This is a genomic window from Paraburkholderia unamae, from assembly GCF_003096875.1.
GTDB lineage: Bacteria > Pseudomonadota > Gammaproteobacteria > Burkholderiales > Burkholderiaceae > Paraburkholderia > Paraburkholderia unamae.
The window spans coordinates 176,636-200,095 of record NZ_QEOB01000003.1 but is presented as its reverse complement, the minus strand read 5'-3'; the positions used below and the strand labels follow the sequence as shown (position 1 = coordinate 200,095).

Annotated in this window: 17 protein-coding genes and 2 pseudogenes; 10 read left to right on the top strand and 9 right to left on the bottom strand. The window is 56.7% G+C overall.

The genetic code is table 11. The features are described from left to right. Nucleotides 1-248: 248 nt before the first annotated feature. Entirely contained in the window at nt 249-587 is a 339-nt protein-coding gene (locus tag C7402_RS07865; RefSeq protein WP_116610162.1) for a hypothetical protein, read from the bottom strand. A 201-nt stretch (nt 588-788) separates the two neighbouring features. Between C7402_RS07865 and C7402_RS07860 the strand changes: the two are divergent. Continuing rightward, nucleotides 789-1,502 (top strand): annotated as a pseudogene (locus C7402_RS07860) (IS6 family transposase). A 46-nt stretch (nt 1,503-1,548) separates the two neighbouring features. Here C7402_RS07860 and C7402_RS07855 read toward each other — a convergent pair. Beyond that, entirely contained in the window at nt 1,549-3,531 is a 1,983-nt protein-coding gene (locus tag C7402_RS07855; RefSeq protein WP_116610161.1) for a clostripain-related cysteine peptidase, read from the bottom strand. A gap of 798 nt (nt 3,532-4,329) precedes the next feature. Between C7402_RS07855 and C7402_RS07845 the strand changes: the two genes are divergently transcribed. Then, nucleotides 4,330-5,061 carry an IS6 family transposase gene (locus C7402_RS07845; RefSeq protein WP_116610160.1) on the top strand — a complete coding sequence of 244 codons (732 nt, stop codon included), beginning with the start codon at nt 4,330-4,332 and terminating at the stop codon, nt 5,059-5,061. Nucleotides 5,062-5,130: 69 nt separating this feature from the next. Then, entirely contained in the window at nt 5,131-5,334 is a 204-nt protein-coding gene (locus C7402_RS07840) for a hypothetical protein (protein ID WP_116610159.1), read from the top strand. A 349-nt stretch (nt 5,335-5,683) separates the two neighbouring features. Here C7402_RS07840 and C7402_RS07835 read toward each other — a convergent pair whose 3' ends face one another. Beyond that, nucleotides 5,684-6,040 carry a DNA-binding transcriptional response regulator gene (locus tag C7402_RS07835; protein ID WP_116610158.1) on the bottom strand — a complete coding sequence of 119 codons (357 nt, stop codon included), beginning with the start codon at nt 6,038-6,040 and terminating at the stop codon, nt 5,684-5,686. A 1,355-nt stretch (nt 6,041-7,395) separates the two neighbouring features. Between C7402_RS07835 and C7402_RS07830 the strand changes: the two genes are divergently transcribed. From C7402_RS07830 to C7402_RS07800, 7 genes and pseudogenes are all read left to right on the top strand, one after another. Continuing rightward, on the top strand, nt 7,396-8,178 hold the full coding sequence (locus C7402_RS07830; RefSeq protein WP_341869230.1) for a response regulator transcription factor: 783 nt from the start codon (nt 7,396-7,398) through the stop codon (nt 8,176-8,178). A gap of 234 nt (nt 8,179-8,412) precedes the next feature. After that, nucleotides 8,413-8,736 (top strand): annotated as a pseudogene (locus tag C7402_RS07825) (transposase); the annotation flags it as partial. 58 nt (nt 8,737-8,794) lie between these two features. Further along, a complete protein-coding gene (locus tag C7402_RS07820) occupies nt 8,795-9,334 on the top strand; it encodes an H-NS histone family protein (protein ID WP_165841817.1) in 540 nt (179 codons plus the stop codon). 266 nt (nt 9,335-9,600) lie between these two features. Further along, nucleotides 9,601-10,440 carry an EAL domain-containing protein gene (locus C7402_RS07815; RefSeq protein WP_165841816.1) on the top strand — a complete coding sequence of 280 codons (840 nt, stop codon included), beginning with the start codon at nt 9,601-9,603 and terminating at the stop codon, nt 10,438-10,440. Between the two features lie 400 nt (nt 10,441-10,840). Then, nucleotides 10,841-11,080 (top strand): hypothetical protein, encoded by a 240-nt coding sequence (locus C7402_RS07810; RefSeq protein ID WP_116610155.1) that lies wholly within the window; start codon nt 10,841-10,843, stop codon nt 11,078-11,080. A gap of 946 nt (nt 11,081-12,026) precedes the next feature. Continuing rightward, nucleotides 12,027-16,736, top strand: a complete 4,710-nt coding sequence (locus C7402_RS07805; protein WP_116610154.1) for a YadA-like family protein — start codon at nt 12,027-12,029, stop codon at nt 16,734-16,736. A 336-nt stretch (nt 16,737-17,072) separates the two neighbouring features. After that, nucleotides 17,073-18,104 carry a helix-turn-helix domain-containing protein gene (locus C7402_RS07800; RefSeq protein ID WP_116610153.1) on the top strand — a complete coding sequence of 344 codons (1,032 nt, stop codon included), beginning with the start codon at nt 17,073-17,075 and terminating at the stop codon, nt 18,102-18,104. A gap of 600 nt (nt 18,105-18,704) precedes the next feature. Here C7402_RS07800 and C7402_RS07795 read toward each other — a convergent pair. The 6 genes from C7402_RS07795 to C7402_RS07770 all read right to left on the bottom strand — a co-directional run bounded on the left by C7402_RS07795 (nt 18,705) and on the right by C7402_RS07770 (nt 23,411). Next, on the bottom strand, nt 18,705-19,556 hold the full coding sequence (locus C7402_RS07795; RefSeq protein ID WP_116610152.1) for a CHAD domain-containing protein: 852 nt from the start codon (nt 19,554-19,556) through the stop codon (nt 18,705-18,707). A gap of 193 nt (nt 19,557-19,749) precedes the next feature. After that, nucleotides 19,750-20,429, bottom strand: a protein-coding gene (locus C7402_RS07790; RefSeq protein WP_116610432.1) for an IS6 family transposase whose coding sequence is annotated in 2 segments (ribosomal slippage) — nt 19,750-20,013 and nt 20,016-20,429 — 678 coding nt in all. Because the reading frame shifts where the segments join, the coding sequence is not laid out codon by codon here. 89 nt (nt 20,430-20,518) lie between these two features. Further along, complete coding sequence (locus tag C7402_RS46835; RefSeq protein WP_165841815.1) at nt 20,519-20,854, bottom strand: hypothetical protein; 336 nt, start codon at nt 20,852-20,854, stop codon at nt 20,519-20,521. 153 nt (nt 20,855-21,007) lie between these two features. Continuing rightward, entirely contained in the window at nt 21,008-21,307 is a 300-nt protein-coding gene (locus tag C7402_RS07780) for a type II toxin-antitoxin system RelE/ParE family toxin (RefSeq protein WP_116610150.1), read from the bottom strand. Beyond that, on the bottom strand, nt 21,294-21,575 hold the full coding sequence (locus C7402_RS07775) for a type II toxin-antitoxin system ParD family antitoxin (protein ID WP_116610149.1): 282 nt from the start codon (nt 21,573-21,575) through the stop codon (nt 21,294-21,296). Before C7402_RS07775 ends, C7402_RS07780 begins: the two co-directional genes overlap by 14 nt. 837 nt (nt 21,576-22,412) lie before the next feature. Then, a complete protein-coding gene (locus C7402_RS07770) occupies nt 22,413-23,411 on the bottom strand; it encodes an aldo/keto reductase (protein ID WP_116610148.1) in 999 nt (332 codons plus the stop codon). Nucleotides 23,412-23,460 lie beyond the last annotated feature (49 nt).

Sequence of the window (23,460 nt, the reverse complement as noted above, 5' to 3'; positions counted from 1 at the left end):
AAGGACCCGGTGCGTCGCCGCTAATGGCACAGCAGCGCGCTCAGGATTTGACGCCTACACCGCGCCGTTGTGAGGCAATGATCTTTTCCAGAACGCTCTGAAATACTGAGAATTGGTCAAAAGGCAACCAAAGGCCGGTTACCGTACCGGTGATGCAGTTGGTCGGCACGCATGGCAGAAAACCGTAAATTGGAAACAAGTATGCGATACATATATGGGTTCGTGGTCGGCTATGCATTGTAATAAAGCTAGTCAGGTAGCCGTCTGACAATGAAGTCGGTTTCGTATTGATGGCCCGGGTAACCGGTCTTAACCAGGTCTGCGAATTGGGTCTTTGTGATCCTGTGCCGGTAGGTGTCATGCAGCCATTGCATGAATTCGCCGGTCTCGTCCGGCGTATCCAGCGGAATCCTCCGGTAACGTGAGTCGGCCTTGATCTGATCGGTAAGGCCAAGAAACCATGTATGGAAAGGTTGATCGTTCACTGCTGCCTGCATCCGCGGATCGGGGGCGGAGCAACCCTCTACCATTACAGTGCCCAGCGACATTGCCGCAAAAATCAGTACCAATCGCTTGAAGCTTTTCATATCGATATTCCTGGAGAAAGGACTCCTAAGTTCTAGGAAAACTGCATAATTCATTTCCGGCCGCCGGTCATCCCGCACGTGCGCCTGCCTGCCATGATCGCATGTTATCAACTGCGGTTGTGCCCAGCATTAACGGTTCTGGTGCAAATGGCGACGTGAGATCGGCTAACGTGTGGGACTGAACGTGCTGATGGCCGACTGGTGAGTAAGCTGAAGAGTCTTGACGTGTTGTTCGCTGATCGAGACTTTGATCGCGAGATCATCATTCTGTGTGTGCGTTGGTACCCGCGCTTCAGAGTCAGTCTGCGGGATCTTGTCGAGATGATGGCGGGGTTTGTCGCTCGCACGTACGACGATCCTGCGCTGGGTGCGGCGCTATGCGCCAGAGTTCGTCAAGCGCAGGAATCACTTTGGCATACTCGTAGGACGATCGTGGCGCGTCGATGAGACCAACCTGACGATTCGCGGCAAGTGGGTGTATCTCTACAGAGCGGTTGAACGTGCTGGGCAGGCGGTAGACTTCCTGCTGTGCGTGAAGCGAGACGTGAAGGGGAACAAAGCCTGCTTCAGCAAGGCCATCAAACATCAGGGCCAACCGCCGAAGATCGTCAAGCTCGATGGTTATGCGGCGTTGCACCGCGTGGCGCGCGAAATGAAGGCCGACGGGCTGCTGCTGGAGGGTACCGCGACTCGATCCTCAAAGCACGTGCATAACCTGATCGAACGGGCCCATCGCGACATAAAGTCCCGGACGAAAACCATGCTCGGCTCCAAACGTTTCAGGAACGCAGCGATCACGCTCGCGGGCATCGAGTTGATGCACCGGATTCGCAAAGGGAAATTGGCGTTGCCTGCTTGCGACTCAAAGATGGGGCGGCCCCCACTGCCTGGACCGCCGTCCTTTCCACTCAATAAGGTATCCCGTCTGCGTTCCGACTGGCTATTTGCACGGGAGCCAGATCTACTGCCAGGTTAGCGGGGTGCCTGCGGAGAAGTAAAAGAAGTCGGAGATGTCCATGAACCCCAGCATCACAGACGTCCCATTGGCGATGGTGCTCGCTGAAAACGTCGGCCCAGTACTTCCCCAGTTCGTGTATCGCGCTGAATCCAGCGTCGAGCAGTCCGCCCAATCCCATCTCTTGTCTGTAGAAGAATAGCTATACGGCCGTGACGCAATCTGATCGCTTGGCTGGGCCTGGTACAGTCCTGCTGCCGATGTATCGTAGGTCAGAATCGGCCGACCAGATGTCAGACTGACGCTATCACCCGTGACAGTCGCCACAAGGTAGCCGCCCGAAACCGTGGCATTGCGCACTGGCTTGTAGCAGACAGGAACAATGTATGTGCTGCCAGCGCTGGGGGCTTCAGCTGGCACCACGGAAACCGGATTTCCGTTCATGACGAACCGCCGCAACGTCCTGTCGGCACTGATCTGCGTCGCGTTGTTGACGGTTGTTGCCGGCGCGATGGCTGCTGCATTCCCGGTAGGATCGACAATTGCAGCGAGCGGCATCGCGTCCAGCCATAATGCAGAAGAGAGCGGCTGAGCGATAGTCAGGACGCCGCCCGAATTCAATGGCTGTCCCTTGGAAAACGCAGACGCGTCGGACATGACGCCGGGCGCCATAGCAGTATAACCGGCCACGAATGCCTTGTAACTCGCGCTGAAAGAGAGGGAGGAATAAGCCGGCCCCGCAGTGGTGGAATAGATCGTTGACGCAGGAACGTATATTGTAAGCCCGCTGCTTTCCGTTCGTTCCGATCCCGTCGCCTGGTCGATAACCGCGTCGGCAACAGCAGCCTTAACACGTTGAATCGCTTCGGGCGTAGCCGGGACCGGGCCGGTATGCCCAGGATTGAAAGTGACGAGGCTCTGAGCAAAGCTGACGAGGTCTACGGTATCGGGCGCCACGCTTCTGAAATCGTTGTCAAACTGCTCGGCGCCATGGCGAGCCTGCGCGATGCAGGACCAGTTGGTCGTACACAGGTTGCCCGTCGCGACATCCGCGGGCGGAGTAGCAGGCGGAGAGGGGTCTCGCGCCAGACTCGCCGTCAATTCGCCGCCGAGGTTGTCTATTGCGTCGACGACTGCGCCCATTTTTGTCAGATCGATCATTGACAACGTGAGAGCCGGGTTATTTTCTCCGCTGGTTCCATTGTTATTCTGCCGCGCCGCGTCAATCACAACTTCGCCAAACTCTCTCCCGTCTATCGCCGGGTTTTTGGATACTGCCTTGAGTATGTTGTCGTAATCCCAACTTCCGAACTCTAGGTCCTCCGATGCTACAAGGTACCTCGCATATGGACTGATCGCATTTGCAATCTCGGCGCTGGCCATCAAGCACGCGTCAAAACCGACCATATCGAACGTTACCCCGGTATCAGCCTGAATAGTCTTCATCGATTCGGCGATTGTGGCTATGGAGAGGCTGGCCTGATCCGCGTCCGTTCGAAATACGCTATCCGAGCCAAACCCGCCAATCGGGCCACCGCCATGGTCATCAAAGATGATCGAATAATTTTTCGCAGGATAGGTCTTCACTGCCCATTTGACGAAACTGGTGAACGTTGCGCCGTCACCCATATTCTCCTTTCCGAGCACGCTACGGTACAGTGCTCCGTCCCTGCCTTTGGCGAGATGGGTCAACTGCGTCCAGTCGAGCTGGACGCTATCACTGCTATCGTGCTCGATCGGAACTCCACCTCCGGCTGCAACAACAATATTGACCTGATTGGACGTGCTGTTCTTCAGGATGTCATTGACATCCCGCTCTGCATTGGTGCTGAGATCAGAGCCCACCGCATAGATCAACACTGTCCGTTCTGCCGATGCTGAGGACGTGCCATCGCCGTCGTCACCGCACCCACCCATGACCAGTCCGGCTATGACGCACATCGCCATAGTGCGCATCCGTTCCATTTTTCGACATATGCCTTTTCGCATGCAGTCCTCTTTCTTTAAAGGAGAGATGCCGGATTTGACTTACGAAGGGGATCCGGCTTTCCGAGAAGTTTCCGGGATCGTGAAGTCTGCCGCTCCGGCCTGCACTCCGTACAGTACCAGGACTTCTGCATCTCGTTGACCGTTTCGAACCAGCAGTTAGGGTTTGGCTGCGACAGCCACTGAAGTGGGCGAACGATCTAACACATCCGTGTATGGGTGCGCCACACTGCGGGCGGCTACGCCACATTTAACAATTGAAATCATACGCAACCCTGCTTATACAATTTCATTGTATCGATACATATCTGATACGGTTTTGGCCCCGCAACTGTCGGCTTCGGGCAAATTCCAGTATCCATCCGCTTTGCATCACGAGAACTGGTCTTCCATAATGGCAGAAGTGTAATCTCTAGTAGCAAAGAAAATTTGCGGTTTTTCTTCCAAAAAAATTGAAACTTTTCGCCCGCCCTAGTCCATTGAGCCAATGAAATTGCACTGATCTAACAGTGCATGGGCAAAATGAATCTGAGTGAAACCGCGCGCGAAGAGCTGATGTCGATGCTGCGCAGCCGTACGATGGCCGTTGGCCAGGTGCGGCGTGCGCGGTTGATGGGGGTGCGGGCGAAAACTTGGACTATCTGGAGGTAGTTCATGTACTCGTGTGAAGAGCGTCTTCGAGCGGTTCGGCTTTATCTAAAGTTGGGGAAGCGCCTCGGGGCGACCATCAGATAGCTGGGTTACCCGACAAAGAATTCTGGCGCTGTCAGGTTAGCGGAAAGGCGGCGGTAGAATGCAGCGATGAAGAAGACGAGATCGTTGTATCACGGACACCGGTTCCCTGTTGTCGTGATCAGTTGTGCAGTTCGGTGGTATTTTCGGTTCGGCCTGAGCCTGCTCGACGTCGAAGAATTGTTACTTGAACGCGGCGTCGTGGTCACATACGAAACAATCCGTTGCAGGTGCGACAAATTTGGAGCAGGATTCGCCCAGTGCGCCAAAGCCGTGCGGCGCAAACCGGGCACCACCTGGCATCTGGACGAGATGTTCGTGACGCTGCGCGGCGAACCGTATTTGTTGTGGTGTGCGGTCGACGAACATGGCACCGAACTTGATGTGCTGGTGCAAAAGCGGCGCGACAAGGTCGCGGCGAAGCGGTTCTTCAGGCGGATGCTGAGTTCGAATCCGGCTCCCCGCAAGATCGTCACCGATCATCTGCGCAGCTATGCGGCGGCGAAGGCTGAGATCCGCGAGCTTGCTCACGTAAAGCACGTGTTCGTCAAAGTGGCGGCACGAGTGAGCAATCGTGCCGAGAACAGCCATCAGCCGACCGGCAGGCGTGAACGACACATGTGCGGCTTTCGCGATGTGCATCGTACACAGGCATTTCTCTCATGCTTTGGCCCGATCCAGCAGCACTACGCACTGCCTAGGCATCAGATGAGCGCAGCCGTTCATCGCGCCGCACTCAAAGAACGCCTCGCCACCAGGCATAGCTGGAGCAGCGAGACTGCGGCCCCTAACTTCATCTAGTGAGGATAACTATGTTCGGCGGGGAATGTGACGCTGGCTCACCAAGTTGACAAAGCCCGCGGCGCAGTCATGAAATCGATCTGGGATATCGGCGAGGATCTAAAGGCCCGCAGGCTCAAGCTGCTCTTGCCCGAATGGCGCACTCCGGACATACCAGTCAGTGCGCTATTTCAACGCACGCCCTATATGGCGCCACGCGTGCGCGCGCTGCTCGACTTTCTTGGGCAGCGTTTCGCGGACGCTTCCGAAGGTCTGGTGGCATTTTTGCAGTAGGGGAGGTCTGGCATGCACCGAAAGTACGCCGTGACAGACTTTTCGCCCTGAAGAAAAGCGGGCTTGTCGGTGACCCCGTATTTCGTGCCTGCCTCCGCGAACTTGAGGGCACGTCGCGTCAAACAGAGGTAGCCGCGCAAACTCGGACTGCGGAATAAGTGGAACGGCAGAGGCCCGAGCCAGCGGTGGTGTAGGCAAAGCAACGGAGGAAACGATGAAGAGAACGCAACGCATGCACTCAGCGGCGCGATGTCCTCTCAGCTGGTTTTCGCGAGCGGTGCATCCCTTGTCCGTATGCGCTCAGTTCATTGAAGCAAATGATGCGCAAGATATCGACACCTGACAAGTTTCAGTGGAGCGACGAAAGCGAGATATGGAACGAGTCGGCACCGCTTGATGGCTTCTCGACGGCCAAACTTGCGCCACATCTCATACCGGAATCGATCACGGAATGAGAGGTGTGCGGCGTAATACACAAGACGACCGGTGCGCCTGTGGCGTGCTGCACTAGGCGAGCGAGCGTATCATAGCGCACGGCATCCGGATGCGTCCAATCGATGAGAAACAGTTCGACAGAAATATCATTGAGCATCTGCCACAACCTCTCGTCGCTCTCAACGCCGAAACATATATGCCCCGAGGAAGAAAGTGCTTCGAGCATTCGATCAAGGGTATCGATTTCGGATTCTAGGATTGCAATTATCATATATAGTTGGTATCCGGCAAGCGCTGAAGGGATTCAACATTTTCGAGTGGTATCTATATCTTCACGCCGCTCCATCAGGGATTCACGGTGCCGAATTTCTTCAATATCTACATGAGTGAAACTTATACGTCGTTGATTTTTCGCACGTAGGAATTCGTATGAAAAATCTCTCCCGATAGGAACTGAACTTTCCGAAGTCTAGCGACAAGCCATTTACCCCTTCCGTGCTACGAGGTGGCATGGGCTCTGTGAACAGCCTTTTTGTCGATCAGCATCGCTTGGCAGCAGAATTTGGGGTGAGATTATCACCTTGCACGTGACGTGCAAACTGGTACCGATTCTCATTCGGATATTTGACAATATTTAACAAAGGATTTTGCTCTTAAAATAAACTTATAAGCTATTGTATGTGGTGGTTCCTTGGCACTTAATTGAGTCGTTTTAGGGTGGTACGTCATTGACGACTGGACATGCTGTCTCGGCTGTTGAATAGCTTCTCTTCGAAAATTGCAGAGTCCGGATTCTCTGGAGCGGATATCCGTTCCGGTGCGTGGAGGGCGTGGCCTTTACCCACTGCGACACCGATGAAGTCATTGACCGCAACGTGTCGTTGGAATCCTGCATCGAGGTTTATGCAGATTCACTGAGTTGGCCAACGACCACGGTGGTAAGTCTCGGTATCGCCGTTACCGACGGCCTACGAATCAACGGGCTAAGCCGCTATTTGGGAGCGCCAGGCATACTCCACGGCAACCCATACGTGCTCTCCCCTGGGGAGAGCGAGTGCCCGTACTGTCAGTAAGAGTGAGATGCGAGGTGCATGCTTTCATATCATTGCTTCATGTGAAGTTGGGCGTGCGGTAATCTTCGAGAGTTTTGGCAGAAAGGGAGAGGGCGGTTGCCGCCTCTGTTGAACAGAGTATCTGTTTGCCTAGAAAAAGTCGCGCTATTTTCAATGCGGAAGGCCGTCAACGATTCCGAATCATTTGATTTTTCAGGTATCTAGAGCTATCGCGGATGAGCCGACTGGAGTCTAGAACGTGAAGCTTATCACGACAGAAATGTGGAATCGCGGGCAGAAGCCTCGATAGAGGTATTCGACTTTTTCGGATTTCAGTTGAATCGCAAAGTATTTTGCGCTTAAATCAAATGCCGTTGCGTTCTTGCCCTCGTACACTAACTATGGAACTACTTAACAGGAATTGGCGACGGGGCTGCCATAATTCGCGAATGCAGCATAAATTTTTTATTCCGATTGGCACTGGTGCTGTTCAAGTAGATGGGCCATTGCTCTCAGAGATTTAGCGTTTTTTCGATTCTAAAGTATTCAGGTAAAAGGCAGATAATTAAACGGCGTGACCAGCGTGGACGCAATTCGCAACCCCTCACCTCATGTCTTGCTAATCGATGGAAATCCAAGTGATCTTCGTCTTTTGGCGGGTTCAATCCAAAGCGCGGGTTATCGGCTAACCATGGTTTTAGGTGGGTCAGGTGGATACGATCGGGCTATGGTCGCTCGCCCGGATGTAATTTTGCTTGATCTGCAAGCGTCGGCTCCGGGAGGGCTTGCCATCTTGCGCCTCCTCAAGGCTAATCCCAGCACCGAAGGCATACCGGTAATTCTCCTGTCTGCATTGGATGCGCTTGACGAGCGCCTTGCCGGGTTGCGAGAGGGGGCCGTCGACTGCGTCAATCGTCCATTTGTAGCTGAGGAGGTGCTGCTGAGGGTCCGCATACACCTAAAGCTGGCTGTACGCCAAAGTATCCGTGAAGTTGAGGGTGATGCGCGGGATGTTGATCCTGCATCTGCGAGTGCGGACGAAGTGCTTGTCGTGGCGGCGCGTAATTATCTGTCGGAGCGGCTCGCGGCGCCCCCAAAGCTGGACGTGCTGGCGCGAGTCGTGGGGTCGAACGAGCGGCGCCTCACCGCAGCCTTCAGCCGCCATCTAGGCATGACTGTTTTTACCTATATCCGCCAGGCGCGCATGGAGAAGGCGGGGGATCTTCTGGCGAACACATCTTCCAGTGTTGCGAGTATTGCGGAAGAACTGGGCTTTTCTAGCGCAGCAAACTTCGCCACTGCGTTTCGTGAACATGCCGGTGAGTCTCCGTCAGCCTACCGTGCGTCACGCCGCTAAGTTCCGTGAATTCCGTGCAGACCTGAGGTTGTCTCCTGATTGGGCGTGATCCACGGTCTTTAGCTGGAGTGATGTCTCAATGTCGTGCAGTCACATCGATACGATCTGACACGGCGTTGTGGCATGAATCCGGCCGTTTTGCGGCTGGCTGATGTTTACGTGCAACGGCCGGGGTGGTACCTCTGCTAACAATTCGGGTTCCTGCGTACGTTCTCGATTTTTGCCGACGAGACGATGCGCGAGGACAAGAGAAAGACGAGCGAGCCGAAGACTCGCTACCGCGTCAAGAGTTGGTTGGCCTATAACGCCGGCCTGATAAATCGGGGCAACGTTTCGATGTGGATTGATGAAGCCGCACTTGCGTGCATACTCAACGCCGAGCCGGCGCGTGACCGCCCGCGCCTGTACAGGGACGCGCTGGTCCAGGCGCTGCTGGGCCTCAAGACTGTGTTCCACCTGCCGCTGCGTGCATTGCAAGGCTTCGCTCAAAGCTTGCGCGAGCTGGCTTTCGATGCCTTGCCCATGTCGAACCACACGACGCTCTGTCGCTGTGCACAGACCCATGCCACCGCGGGCGGTCGCGCCAAGAGCCGTCGCGTGGAAGTCGAGATTCAGAATGACTAAGACCGTGATTGGGCAGCGTTGCCCGGCTGAGAGCGATCCTGTCGTTGGGGATTCTCATGGACATGGAAGCGCGTCTGAGCGATTCGCCAATGGTGCTGCTATTGCGTCACACGCGAGCGAATTCGCATGGCACGGTTGGCCTAACGCGGAGGGGGCAGGCAGCCTCCGCTATCGAACATTGCTGGCGAAATACGAACTGTTGAAGCGTGAGATCGATCGTGAGCGAGTGTTAGAAGGGGAGCGACTCGTAAACATGGTGGTCGAACGCTTGCGCGCCGTCATTGAAGAGTTTGGTCTTGATATCGACGTGGTGCGTCATGGCATGCCAGCGTCGGTCGGGGAAAGGACGATGCGTCGGAAGCACAGGCGCAAGCCGAAGTATCGAAATCCAGAAACTGGACAAACGTGGAGCGGAACCGGACGGCCGCCCCGCTGGATGTTAGGCGATGACCGTGAACAATATAGAATTCGAGATGATCTTGGCGAATATGCTGAAAGTATGCCGAAGGGTCTTACGCGCAGCGACGTTTAGCGCCCGCCAGACTGCATTGTCGATTCGCTGAATGAATCTACCTAAGAGCCGCAGAGATTTATATTATGAGTATCTCGATACAGCATATTTCAGACTGACACCGACGCCGTTTCTACCGTCAATACGAATTTTCGCGGCGCCTTTAAATTATCTTGATTCAAGATATGCGAGATTATGTTCCCAGAGTCACAATCTTGATGTTGTGTAAGGCGGCAACTCGATCCTGCAACCCGAAACCAGTTTGAGTTTACATGCCAGAGCGATTCATGGAGCGAAGATTGGCCCTGTCTAGACCACTAAGGGATCGAGACCTTGCCCCCGTACGCGGCGACGACTCTAATACGCAGCTGGTTGAAGGTGTCTTTTCTGGCCTGCGCAACCGTGAGTTTACAGTCGCGTTCCAACCGATTGTCCATGCTAAAACAGGCGCCTTGTGGAGCGTTGAATGTCTGCTGCGCTGGAAACACCCGGACTACGGGACCCTGTTGCCTGGTGCATTCGCTGACGCCTTGCGTGATCCAGAAGTGGGGCGCGAAATTTTTTTCTTTGTCCTTGCGTCGGCTTGCTGTCAATTCGAAAAGCTTCGGTGCTCTGGCAGGAAGCTTCAACGGATAGCAATCAATATTCAACCGTCCCTGCTTACTGACGATTCTCTTGGTGCGGCGATAGCTGAAATTGCTACACGCCACGACATTAGCCCGTCGTTCTTGGAGCTTGAACTCGTGGAAACCGAGGATGCAGCAACTCTGCTCGCGACACGACATCTGACAGCGCCGATAAGAGAACTCGGAATTCGCCTGTCGCTTGACGATTTCGGAACGGGATTTTCGTCACTTTCGGCGCTCTGTTCTATGCGCATCGACACGGTTAAGCTGGCACGTGACTTCATGAAGCAGATTCCCGAGCTATCACGGAGCTGTGATTTTGTCGCTGGAATTCTGGATGTGTTGAAGATCGCCGGGATGACTGTAGTAGTCGAAGGTGTCGAAAACGAGGCACAGCTGAACTGGCTATCACGTAGAGATGAAGTGTATGTGCAGGGGTTCTATATCGCCAGGCCTGCACCGACGTTGGCGGATGCGCTATTGCCTTGGCGACATCCTTGACGGAGCAGCGGGTTTCCGGCCGACGGATGCTGTTGATATCTGCCGACTGCTTCCCAAAAAGTGGGTCACGTTGTGTCTTGATGCACTGTGTAAGCGCGGTGGCTGCTTTCCAGCGTTCTGTAATTGGCGCTCGTTTTGATGCACAGCACAGCACAGTGCACGTACGGTGCGGTGGTTTGGCGGGCGCGAGACTGGGAGCCGGTCACTTCAGAGAGAGCGGCTAGAGGGGGAGGCTCGTCGTGTTGACGGGACAAGTGGCCCCGCCTTCGTGTAGTCGCACTGGATTAGCGGCGCAGACTCGTGCCGCTTCAACTTTCCTGCCGGCACCTATTTTTAGTCCACGATGTGAGCAGACGCCAGCGAAACATAAGACGAGTTGAGACGTATCGGGGTTGATCGCATGAAATATTTAAAGCTCTCCTGCGGAGTTTGGAAGTTGATCGATTACGGAGTCGAACAGTATGTAAAAGAGCACGGAGGCAAGCCGGCCGCGTTCGTGCTGCATCCGGCTCACTTGAGCGAATTTTTTGAAGGAACCGAGAGCGACGACGCGATACTCGATGGCATATCGGTAATCCATAGCCCTTGGTTCGGCATGTCGGTATTTGTGAACGAGCGTGGCAATATCTTCGAGCTGTAACTATGTACTGAGATGTGAGGTCCCGGCGTGTGCGGGGATTGGGGAGATATCTGCTCAACGGATGGCGATTCTGTCCGATTTTGCATGGTCACCTCTGTGTCGACGACTCAAAAAATGAGACATATTCTCAATTTAAATGAGATTAAATGATGGGGCTGTGAATTGATTTATTATGAATATTAACGGAAAAAATTCTTCCAATTTTTTTAATAAATTTCAGATAGTTTTTGACAATGATTTGCAAAAACTTGGTTGAAATATCGAGTTAATCGGTTTCCGGTAGAAAAATTGGTGGATATAATCTGTTCATGGATTTGATAGAAAGAGGTCGATTTAATTCCAGTTGCTGCGTAAGAGGACATGCCATCGAAATGTTGAGGGCCATGAGTTGTGAGAAGCAAGCGCGACGATAAGGGGCGGGTGCGTCTCGGGCATCCGGGCGGCGCCATTGCCGATTGAGATCATTTCCGACCGCAATATGTCATGTAGGCCATGCCTGCGAGTATAGAAACCAATTAGTTACGGAAGAGTATCAAAATGCTACGGGATATCTTCTCTGCCTTCGGCGCTCGATTTTCAGCCATCGATACCGGTGCCGTCATTCCGGAATTGAAATCAATTGGTTGAACGATTCGTTCGGCAAGGCCCGATGACTTCGGGAAATAGCGTTATTCGCTACTGATGTCGCCAGCAATCAGTTGTCGGCTCGGTATACTCAATCAATGTAAATCCGTCAGGCAGCCGCGAAAGCGGCAGCGATAACGAGGCAATCGATCTGCGATCGGACAATTGTCCGCGTCGACGCGGATGCTTTGCTGCGCCTGCGCCCTGATGTCTAGATAAGTTTCTTAATGTCGTATCGTTGACAGTCGTCGGTGCGACTCGGTGAACTCATTGAATCTAGTAGTGCTAACTAAAGTCCAGAGAATCAAAAGAGGATTAAAGTATGAAGAATACTCAGATTTCTATGATCGTGACGGCGATGCTGGCAGGAACTTCGGGCATGGCTTACGCGCAAACGACCGGTAGCGTCAATTTCGTAAACCGTGGCAATCCGAACGCGGCATCGGTCAACTGCATCAACGGTACGAATGTAAACTGCATCAACACGACGAGCGGCACAAACGTCGCAGTAAGCAGCGCGAAAGTCACGCAAGGCACGGGTGCGATCGCGGGTGCCGGCGGCATTGCGATCGGCGACCGAGCAAACGCGAATGGCAAGGACACCACCGGCGGCAACGGCGGCGCAACTGCGATCGGCGTTGGTGCCCAAGCGCTGAGCAATTCGGCAATGGCGTTCGGCACGGTCGCGGTCGCGACCGGCAACACGGCGATCGCGATGGGCCGCCAGTCTGCCGCCAGCGGTGATTTCTCTATGGCGATGGGCAACGTTGCGGACGCGGAAGGCGGTCGCAGCATTGCAATGGGACACTCTGCCCAGGCGATGGGTTCGCAGTCGATCGCAATCGGTTCGGCAGTTGGTGGCGGTAACGATGGCGTGTCGGGCGGCGCAAGCTTCGATGCGACGACGAACACACAAGCTGTCGGCGACCGCACTGTCGCGATCGGCGCGGGCGCGCGCACGAATGGCAACGATCAGGTCGCGCTTGGGTCGAACGCCGTTGGCGCAGATAACATCGTCGCGGCAACGCCGGTTTTTGGCCAGACCGCCCCGGTGGGCGGGGCGGTTTCGTTTGGATCGGCCACTGTTCAACGTCAACTGAAGAACGTTGCGGCAGGCGCCGACGGCACGGACGCTGTGAACGTAAATCAGCTTTCGAATGTCAACACGACGCTGAACACGTCGATCAACACGACCAATCAAACGGTCTCGAACCTGAGCACGACGATCGGCGGGCAAATCACGAATCTGCAAGCGTCGGACGCGCTTTCCGTTAAGTACACGGACAGCACGCACAACACGATTTCGCTGGACGGAAAGAACGGCGGCACGACGATCACGAACGTCGCGACCGGTGTCGCGGCAACCGATGCGGCAAACGTCGGTCAGCTGTCGTCACTGAGCACGACCGTCAACCAGTCGATCACGAACGCGACCAAGGACGCTGTGCAGTACGACAGCGCTGCGCACAGCAGCGTAACGCTCGGTGGAGCCGATGCTACGTCGCCGGTCGGCCTGCACAACGTCGCAGCTGGGACGGCCGATACGGATGCCGTGAACGTCGGGCAAATCAAGCCGCTGCAATCGTCGCTTTCCACCGCAACCGGCAACATTACGAACCTGCAAAGCAGCGTCGCGAATATCAGTTCGTCGCTGAGCACTGCAACGACCAACATCACCAACTTGCAACAAGCCGATACGCGCAACGTCAAGTACGACGGCGCAAGCGGTTTCGACACGGTGACGCTCAAGGGCAGCAACGGCACGACGATTTCGAACGTCACCGATGGTGTGGCCGATCACGATGCTGTGAATGTTGGTCAACTCAAGTCCGGCCTGACGGACGTGACAAACAACGTCAACCAGACTATCAGTACGTCGGTTTCGAACCTGTCCACGTCCGTGACGAACCAAATCGGCGCGGCTACGAAAAACGCGGTGCAATACGACAGTGACGATCACACGTCGGTTACACTCGGCGGTGCGAACGCAGGCGCACCGGTCGGCCTGCACAACGTTGCCGACGGTGCTGCGAACAACGACGCCGTGAATTTCGGCCAACTGTCCGGCGTGCAATCGGGCCTGCAAGCGTCGATCAGCACCACGAATACGAACGTGTCGAACCTGAGCACGTCTGTTTCGAACATCGGCGCGCAAGTGACGACGAACACGACGAACATCACGGCGCTGCAACAAGCTGACACACGTAACGTGAAGTACGACGGCGCGGACGGTTTCGATTCCGTCACGCTCGCCGGCACGAACGGCACGCAGGTGAAGAACGTCGCGGACGGCACGGACACGCATGACGCGGTGAACGTTAGCCAACTGACGAAGGCAACCGGCGACCTGTCCACGTCGATCAGCAACGTCGATCAACGCGTAACGAACGTGAGCAACACGCTCAGCACGTCGATCTCGAACCTCGATGGTCGCGTGACCACGAACGAAACGAACATCAGCGGCCTGCAAAAGGACGCGCTGCAATGGTCGGGAACGCTCGGTGCATACGACGCGTCGCACGGCTCGGGCGCACCGCAGAAAATCACAAACGTGGCAGCAGGTGATGTTTCGGCATCGAGCACGGACGCGATCAACGGCGCGCAGTTGAAGAGCGTGCAGGACCAAATCAACAGCAACGTTGGCCAAGCCACGAAGAACGCGGTTCAGTACGATATGAACGCTGACGGCTCGCGCGCCAACTCCGTGACGCTGGCGGGCGGCGACACGACCAAGCCGGTCACGATCAGTAATGTGGCTGACGGTGTGAGCGCGCAGGATGCCGTGAACGTCGGTCAACTCGGCAAGGCGACGGACGGCCTGCAATCGCAAATCAACACGACGAACAATAACGTCGCGACGATCAGTGATCAGGTCAACACGAACACGACGAACATCAGCAACAACACGACGGCGATTTCTGGCCTGCAACAAAACGCTCTCCAATTCGATCCGAACACCGGAGCCTACAACGCATCGCGTGATGGCGTCGCCACGAAGATCGTCAACGTCGCCGATGGCAGCGTCGCACCGGGTAGCAAGGACGCAGTGAACGGCGGGCAACTGTCGGGCGTGCAATCAAACCTCGAACAGCAAATCACGAACGTGTCGAACGCGACCGGCGAGAAGCTGAAAAACGCGGTGATGTACTCCGACGACACGCACGCGGGCATCGTGCTCGACGGCAAGGGCGGCACGACGATCACGAACGTGGGCGCCGGTACGCTGACGGTCGACAGCACGGACGCGGTGAACGGTTCGCAACTGTACGCAACCAATCAAACGGTTGCGTCGCAGGGTGATCAAATCACGAAGAACACGACCGATATTTCGAATATCGATCAGCGCGTGACGACGAACGCCAGCGACATCGCGAACCTGCAAGCCTCCGACGCGCTGTCGGTGAAATACGATTCAAGCGCGAAAAGCTCGGTGACGTTCGGCGGTTCGGGCGCAGCGCCTGTCACGCTGAAAAACGTCGCGGCGGGTGTCGATTCGACCGATGCGGTCAACGTCGGCCAACTCGACAAGGCGATCGGCGGTGTGAGCGAGACGGCGAACAAGGGCTGGAACGTGAGCACGAACGGCGGTGCAGCATCGAACGTCGCGCCGGGTGCGACGGTCGATTTCAGCGGCGATTCGAACGTGCAGGTTTCGCAGCAAGGTACGAATGTGAAATTCGCGCTGTCGAAAAACCTGAATGCCGATTCGCTGACCACGCAAGCGGTTGACGGCAGCTACTCGACCATCAGCGCGCAAGGCATCGCCACGCAAACGGCAGACGGCCGCACAGCTGTCGTGTCCGGCAGTGATGTCTACGTTTATGACGCGAACGGCAACCGCACCGACCTGACGCAAGACGGCCTGATCGTGAATTCGAACTCGGCCAACCGTGTGACGGTGACGGCAAGCGGTCTGGATAACGGCGGCAACAGCATCAAGAACGTTGCGACCGGTGTTGCAGACACGGATGTGGTGAACGTCAAGCAGTTGAATGACAAGGTGACGAGCGCGGTGAGTGACGGCACGAAGAACGCTGTCCAATACGATACAAATACGGACGGTTCCCGCGCGAACTCGATCACGCTGATTGGCGGTCAGTCGGGCGGTGTCGTGATCAACAACGTCGCGCCGGGCGCGGTCACTGCGAACAGCATGCAAGCGGTGAACGGCTCGCAACTGTATGGCGTTCAGCAGCAAGTGAACGGCATTCAGACGCAAGTGACGCAGAACACGACCGACATCAACAACCTGCAACAGAATGTGACGAACATCCAGAACGGGAAGGCTGGCGTGGTACAGCAGCAAGACCCGAATGGTCAAATCACGGTTGGCGCGGGAACGGGCGGTACGTCGGTGAATTTCTCCGGCACGTCAGGAGATCGTACGCTCACGGGCGTGGCGAACGGTGTGAACGCAAACGATGCGGTCAACAAGGGTCAATTGGATACTGCGATTTCGAATGTGTCGGGCAACGTGACGAATATCCAGAACCAGACCAACAGCAACACCACGTGGATCAATCGCGCTGATGCTGGCTCGATCGGGACCACGGCCACGGCGACCGGCAAGAATTCGGTTGCAGTCGGCGCAGGTTCGGTTGCTGACCGCGATAATTCGTTCTCGGTGGGCGCGACGGGTGCCGAGCGCCAAGTGACGAACGTTGCGGCCGGTACGGCTCCGACCGATGCGGTCAACGTGCAGCAACTGAATGACAATGTTGCGGAAGCGTCTGCGGCTTCGCGGGGCTACACGGATCAACGCGTCGGCCAGGTGTACAACGACCTGAACACCGTCAAGAGGGACATGTTCGGCGGCGTAGCGTCGGCGATGGCGGTTGCGGGCCTTCCGCAACCGACCGCGCCGGGGCGTTCGATGGTGTCGGCAGCAGCGTCGAATTACCACGGCCAGCAAGGCTTTGCGGCTGGTTACTCGTACGTGACGGAAAACGAAAAGTGGGTCGTCAAGGCATCCGTCACGGGCAACACCCGTTCGGACTTCGGCGCGGTTGTCGGTGCGGGTTATCAGTTCTGACACAGGCGTTGTCGTCACCGCGCACTCCTAGCGAGTGCGTGGGTTGTCGGTGCTAAGTGCCTTTCCGGGCACGTAGCAATCCTGCCAGTTCCATCAATGGACTGCACCGGGTCGGCGTGACCTCCTGCCGCAGGTCGTCTCCCATGCATCCCTCTGCCTTTGCGGTCCACCCCCCGGTGAACGTGGCAGGGGCGAACGGGATGCGTCCGCGATCGCTGTCATCGCGTTTCCCGGCCGGAAACAGCGGCACCTGGATCGGGGATTGCCGCTCGGGCGACTGTGCCGTATCGTCCCTCTCGCTCGACAACAACGAAACTCGCAAAAAACGAGGACAACATGGCTTCCGAGGAAGTCTTTCTTTCGACCGAGCAGATCGAGCCCGCGTTGCGGGACCAGTACTGGCGCGACGTCACGCAGCCCATCGCCGATACGACGGCGGTTGCGAGGCGCGGCGGGGCACGACTGGCCGGCACGCTGGTGTCGCGAATGTTCGGTGAGATGCTGCTGTTGCGCGCATCATTCAACGCGCAAGAGTATCGGCGAGATCGCCGTATGATCGAACAAAGTAGTCTCGATCAGTACATCGTCCAGTTTGTGCAAGCAGGCTCGCTGGTCGGCAACTTTGCCGGAATCGATGCGCAGGCGCACGCGGGCGACATCGTAGTGGTCGACCTCGGTCAGTCGCTGAGCAGCCGGGTGGACGAGGGTGCGTCGTTTGCGGTCGTGGTGCCGCGCGCCGAGCTTGAGCGTGCGACCGGCGGACGAAACCTGCACGGCGAGGTACTGAGCGCGAACAAGGGAATCACGCACCTGCTTGCCGACTATCTCGTGGGCATGCACCGGGTGGCCGCGCACGTGTCGGCGCCGCAGGCTATCGTGGTGCAGGACGCATTGGTAATGCTGCTTGCTGCTGGACTGCTGGGCGCGCCGCACGCGGGCGGCGAGCGCATCTCGACGCAGAGCGACGCACTGCGAAGGCGGGTCGTGCAGTACATTACCCATCATTTGACGGATCACGATCTCGGCCCCGAATCGCTGATCGCGCATTTCCGCATATCCCGCGCCCATCTATACCGGGTGTTCGAGGCGAACGGCGGTGTCGCGCGTTTCATCCGCGACCATCGTCTCGATCTCGCGTACCGGGCACTCGTCGATCCCCGGTCGAGCGGGCAGTCGATCAAGGAAATCGCGCTTCGCCACGGTTTTTCGAGTAAAGATCGCTTTATGCATGCAGTACGTCAACGCTTCGGAGTGACGGTGCGTGAAATCAGGATGGGGGATTCGAAGCGCAAAACGATTGCACATGACTTGTCGTGTCTGCATGGCCACTTCGCGCGCTATGCGGTGCCGCGGAAGCTGTCGGCGTAAATTTTGGCCGCCGACGCACACAATCGAGCCACTTCCGACAACACGAGAGCGCAGAAAATTGACGGTTCGATCGCGTGAAGCCATCGACATTACCCTGTAGTCGATTCGAAGTGTCGGCGCTCCACGCATTCGTCGATAACATCGAGATGTCGCGTGCGTCGTAGCTCGGATCGGCTGGGGCGCCGCCTCTGGCGCGGGCGGCAGCCGATCACATGACGCTTGGCCCGCGCGACCGCCCGCGACGCCGAAGTCGCACTCCACCCTTTCAACGTTCCTTGCAGCGGCACATTTGCGTGACAACGCATCGTGGAGTGCTTAAGGTTTCGGCCTTGCCGTCTGGCACCAAAGATCGCAGACGATTCATGCATGAGCACTTGCGCTGCGCAATGGCGCGCCTTGCTGCGTGCGACGAGGCGAACGCGGAGCAGGCCACGCGCTGGGTCACTGCCTGGGGTGCATTGATTGGCGAGCAACATTTCGACAAAGCGTTGTGGAAACGGCGCAGGAGCACGATCCCTGTCGATTGAAGCGTTCACAGAGTAGTCTGTGCTGCATGTATAACCGATCGGCTTCACAGTAGGCTGCCCGTTGCTGGCAGGCCTATTTCCGATACTTGCGCAGCAAGGCAGCCGCCGCACGCAATCGACGTTCACGTTCTTTTCTGAACCATTTCAGCGTTTTCTCAGGGTCCGCGATTCCGGCAAGCAGCGAGGCGTTGTTCCGCAAAAGGTTTTCACTTACAACAACGTCATTCAAAGCACCGAATCGCTTCTGGATTTTCTTGAGGCGGTTCAGCGCTTTTCCGTGGCCGCCGGAGAGTACCGGACCGAACAGTTCCAGCAGATACCGGGTCTTCTTGCCAGCCTTTCTGACATCATGAAAAGCAGCCACGTTCGAGTTTTTGACCGTCGCCGCGCGCCTCATTCGTCTGCGCAACTGCTTTTCCGATGCTATGACACGGCCATCTGAGAACGTCTGAAGTGGCGTCCGGTCCTTTCTCGCAGCTAACTCTCTAGTCGCCTGCGAGAGTGCATCAAGCAGTATCGTCTTCATTTCAGGATTCGAGAGCACAGTTCTGCCGGTATCGAGTGCTTTCTGGCGAGCGTCCGATATTTCAGACGGAAGCGCTTTGCCCCCACGCTGTTGCTGCTTGAGCAACTCGATCAGGATGTCATAATCGCGCGCTTTGCCGGCCGAATCGGAAAGTGACCTGAAGAGGTCGCCCTGTCGGGTATTTTCCCCCGCGTCAAGTAAAGGTCGGTAGGACCACCACAACGATCGCAGGCGCCGCATGCTGATGCGCAACTGGTGGAGGCCTTCCGCGGAAGGATTGCTGGCAACTCCCTTCGCCTGCTCGATTGCTTCGTCGACAATTGGCGACGCGATATCCGAAAATGCTGCCTGGGCGGACGGTTCGCGTAGCTCGCGGTGCTCCAATTCCCCGTTGCCCATTCATCCTCCCGGACCGTGTCCCATGACCTGAATCGCGCTCGCAGCCGTCGCCGTCAAGATGCCAGACAGGGCATCAGTTTTCCTCAATATAGCGTGAACGGGTACTGGTTTACCGTCCGTTGACGGAGATGCGACGATTGGCTTTGTCGCGATAAAGGAGTCGTGCGAGCGGATTTGATATGAAGAGAACTGCTTATATGACCAGCGAATAGAATTGCTCGGCGGCGGTTCTGGTGTCGCCATCGTGCTGCATCTGCCCTTTGCGAATCATGTGCATCACCTCGATGCCGGACAGAATGATGCGCGCACACCGGAAACTCTTGAAGCCTATCATCGGCTTGATGACGCGTTTAATGGCGCGGTGATGCTGCTCGATGACGTTGTTCAGATACTTGTTCTGCCGGATCTTGATTGGCTTTTTCCGTGCGGCGTTGAGCGCTTCGAGCGCGGCCAGATTGAGACGCCGCTCTTGTCCACGGTGATAGTCTCGGGCTCAACATTCTGGGCAATCGCCTTGTCGAAATACCGGCGCGCAGCAGCCTTGTCGCGATGCGCACGCAGCAGGAAATCGATCGTGTTGCCCTCCTTGTCGACGGCCCGGTACAGATATTTCCATTGTCCCTTGACCTTGACGTAGGTCTCGTCCATGCGCCAGCTCTTGCCGGCTGGGCGCTTGATTCGCCGGAATGCCTTTTCGAACAAGGGCACGAGTTTGATCACCCATCGGTGCACACTTGAGTGATCGACCTCAATTCCTCGCTCGGCCATCATCTCTTCGAGGTTGCGCAGGCTCAGCGAGTACGCCACGTACCAGCGAACACACAGCAGAATCACATCCAGCGGATAGGGCCGGCGCTTTAGAACCTTTCCGATCCCCGCAGGAAACGTCGCACGCGATGAATTCTTCGTTTTGCCCGTCTCGTTCACGATTCGTAAGGGAATGCGAATTCTAGCGCACCGCGTTAGCGCGACAGAATCTCACCAAAGGCATGGATGCGCGCCTCATTGATGACCAGCGACCCCGAATCACTTTCCACTTTCTCGACTTGGAGCGCTTCGGCCTGACCGACGACCTGTACATCAAGATGAATGCTCGGGGCAAGCCGCTTACGCCGTTCGAGAGCTTCAAGGCATGGCTTGTCGGACGTGTAGCGCCAGAGCCTTGGGCCGGCAGTTTCGATCTGGCGATGGACCAGAAGTAGATGGACCTTTTCTGGCGCCTTGCCTCGCGGAAGAAGAACGTGGAGAAGATGGCTAGTTGTTGCGCCGTCAATCGAGCGCGTAGCTTCATCTTGCAACTAACTGTCCGCGCCTCCTGTATCCCAGAGGCGCCGGTTTTTAGCGAATGAACCAGTCAGCAGGGTCATGAGCGGCTGTTTGTCTCGGGCTGTTCTACATACCTGCAGCGTCGCGGGCCGTCGGATCCGGCATTTTTCCGGGAAAAACGCGGATCATTCCAGATGACGCGGCACATCCATCCGGCAATGCAGGACACGGACGACGAAGACCGTGTTTTCTTCGATCCTGTAGAAGATCAAATGGCTCCCCGCCCGGAAGCATTTGTAGAAGTCAAGATCATGGGTGTGTCCGATGTTCGGATTGGCCTGAATGGTTGCGAGGCAGTTGTCCAACAGATCGCTGTAATCGTGCATCTGCCGCTCGCCCCAGGTCAGGAGCGTATAGACAAGGATGTCCTCGATGTCATGCTCGGCCTGGGCGGCGAGCTCCAGCCGATACTCAGGGAGTGGCATCAGACTTCGGCTTCTCACCAGAGGCTGCGCGGCCTGCGGCCCGCTCTCGAACGGCTTGCATTAGGCCCTTGGAATAGGTTTTGGTGCGGCCCTGCGCAATGTCGTCTTCACCCAGCTGGAGGGCGGCCAACAGTTCGACATGGCGCTCCTCGCTTTCGCGCAAGCGGCGAACGGCGTCGCGGACCAGTTCATTTGCGTTGCTATACAGGCCGCATTCCACGCTTCGCTTGATGAAGCTTTCGTCGACTGGCGCAAAGTTGATATTCATGGCACCCCCAAAACAGAGCAATGTTTGTTCAATATTTATACAATGTTTGCTCGTTTTCGGCAAGAAGGCACAGTTTTTGGTGCCATAACATGATCATCCCGACCCACTCAAGCTCGCAAACCCGCCGAGCATGGGCCGGCTCACGCTCAATATGTTGTCGTGATGGCCTTGATGGGCCTGTCGATAGTCATCAGCATGCGATTCGCGCGGGGTTGACCCCCGCAGTTCGATGACGAAGGGCTGATCGCGTGCAATGCGACCGACACGATACTCTGTGCCGTTCCCAACCGCAGCCAGAGAGTGCAACTTGAGATGTCAATTGGGTTCCGCTTTGGGCTGCCACCGACATTCGAATGTCAGAGTGGGCCGTCCGGTGGACGATTCAGATTGCCGATACCTTGCGTTGGCGCGCTTGTCCGAGCGATTGCTGAAGTCCTTGGCGAACGTCGGCGCTTCGCCTCGCAGGCAACACGCGTCGCCCGCCTGGGGGTATCTCGGGCGATGATCTTCTGCTCTGCAGCAGCCTGCACGCGCATGCAACGGGCTTCGTCGCGCAGGAACTGCGGGTAACAGATCGCCGTCGAAGGGCTCGACGCTGAGTGCCAGGTCTCCTGCGTCGGTTATCAGCGACCGCTCGGCCAGGAGCGCTTCGGCGCGGCGCGAAAGCGAACGGGTCATATCGACCCACAAGAGACTCTCGGGAGTTTCGATAACGGCCATTCGCAATGTTCGTCGTGTGCGTTTGACCGTCGCGTAACTCAACTCTCTTTGGAGGGAAGAAGCCATTTGCGCATAAACATAATCCCTGTCGTTGAGGCAATGTGGAATCGACGGCGGCTATTTCTCGCTGTCGATCGTGTGCAACCAAGCCTCAGGATAGCGCGTTCCCACGACTGCACTTGCAGGCACAGCTTGCTCCAGCGCCGCGACTTCGGCGGCATCAAGAGATACGTCGAGGCTCGCGATCACGTCGGCGAGTTGTGCGCGGGTGCGCGCACCCAGCGTCGGGACAATCGTCACGCCCAGGGCCGCGCCACGGGCACGAACCCAGGCAATGGCCAGTTGCGCCGGCGTTACGTTCTTCCCGGCGGCCACATGAGCGAGAGCATTAACGAGCGGTTCGTTCTCTTTTGCAAACTCGAAGCGCGGGAGTTGTGCGCGCGCGTCTCCTTCATCCTTCGGCCTCGCGGCCGTTAGCAGGCCGCGCGAGAGCACGCCATAGGCCGTGATGGCGACGCCCAGCTCCGCGAGTGTCGGGACGATCTTTGATTCAATGTTACGGCTTATGAGGCTGTACTCGAGTTGGACGTCGCAAATGGGATGTACCTTGGCTGCGCGACGAACCGTGTCGGCGCTGACTTCGGACAAAGCGATGTAGCGGACGTACCCTGCCTTCACCATTTCACTCATCGCCCCCACCGTGTCCTCGATGGGTACGTTCGGGTCCAATCCCGTTCGATAGATGTCGATGTAATCGACACCCAACCGTGACAGGCTGTGGGCCAACGCGTTCTTCACCGCTTGCGGACGCGCGTCCCGACCAACGATCGCCCCGTCCGGTCCACGCTGCGCACCGAACTTGACGCTAAGCAGTGCCTTATCGCGTCGCCCCTGAAGTGCCTTCCCAAGAAGGAGTTCGTTACGTCCCATGCCGTAGAAGTCGCCAGTGTCGAGCACATTCACACCGTGCTCAAGCGCCTTATGAATCGTGGCGACGTTCTCGGATTCATCGCTCTTGCCGTACCAACTGGTCGCGCCCATGCCCATGCAGCCCAGTGCGATAGGGAACACGGTAGGGCCGGTTGCGCCAAGCTTCACTTCAGGTTTCGTCGACATAGGTTCTAGTCCAGGTTGCGTCGTCCGGTGGGGTCCATGTCGACAAGAT

Coding starts and splice junctions, on each gene's coding strand:
- C7402_RS07795 (WP_116610152.1), bottom strand. CDS start 19,556: ATGGGCAACGGGGAATTGGAGCACCGCGAGCTACGCGAACCGTCCGCC.
- C7402_RS07855 (WP_116610161.1), bottom strand. CDS start 3,531: ATGCGAAAAGGCATATGTCGAAAAATGGAACGGATGCGCACTATGGCG.
- C7402_RS07820 (WP_165841817.1), top strand. CDS start 8,795: ATGACTAAGACCGTGATTGGGCAGCGTTGCCCGGCTGAGAGCGATCCT.
- C7402_RS07780 (WP_116610150.1), bottom strand. CDS start 21,307: ATGCCACTCCCTGAGTATCGGCTGGAGCTCGCCGCCCAGGCCGAGCAT.
- C7402_RS07835 (WP_116610158.1), bottom strand. CDS start 6,040: ATGATAATTGCAATCCTAGAATCCGAAATCGATACCCTTGATCGAATG.
- C7402_RS07815 (WP_165841816.1), top strand. CDS start 9,601: ATGGAGCGAAGATTGGCCCTGTCTAGACCACTAAGGGATCGAGACCTT.
- C7402_RS07840 (WP_116610159.1), top strand. CDS start 5,131: ATGAAATCGATCTGGGATATCGGCGAGGATCTAAAGGCCCGCAGGCTC.
- C7402_RS07805 (WP_116610154.1), top strand. CDS start 12,027: ATGAAGAATACTCAGATTTCTATGATCGTGACGGCGATGCTGGCAGGA.
- C7402_RS07770 (WP_116610148.1), bottom strand. CDS start 23,411: ATGTCGACGAAACCTGAAGTGAAGCTTGGCGCAACCGGCCCTACCGTG.
- C7402_RS07865 (WP_116610162.1), bottom strand. CDS start 587: ATGAAAAGCTTCAAGCGATTGGTACTGATTTTTGCGGCAATGTCGCTG.
- C7402_RS07800 (WP_116610153.1), top strand. CDS start 17,073: ATGGCTTCCGAGGAAGTCTTTCTTTCGACCGAGCAGATCGAGCCCGCG.
- C7402_RS07810 (WP_116610155.1), top strand. CDS start 10,841: ATGAAATATTTAAAGCTCTCCTGCGGAGTTTGGAAGTTGATCGATTAC.
- C7402_RS07845 (WP_116610160.1), top strand. CDS start 4,330: ATGAAGAAGACGAGATCGTTGTATCACGGACACCGGTTCCCTGTTGTC.
- C7402_RS07775 (WP_116610149.1), bottom strand. CDS start 21,575: ATGAATATCAACTTTGCGCCAGTCGACGAAAGCTTCATCAAGCGAAGC.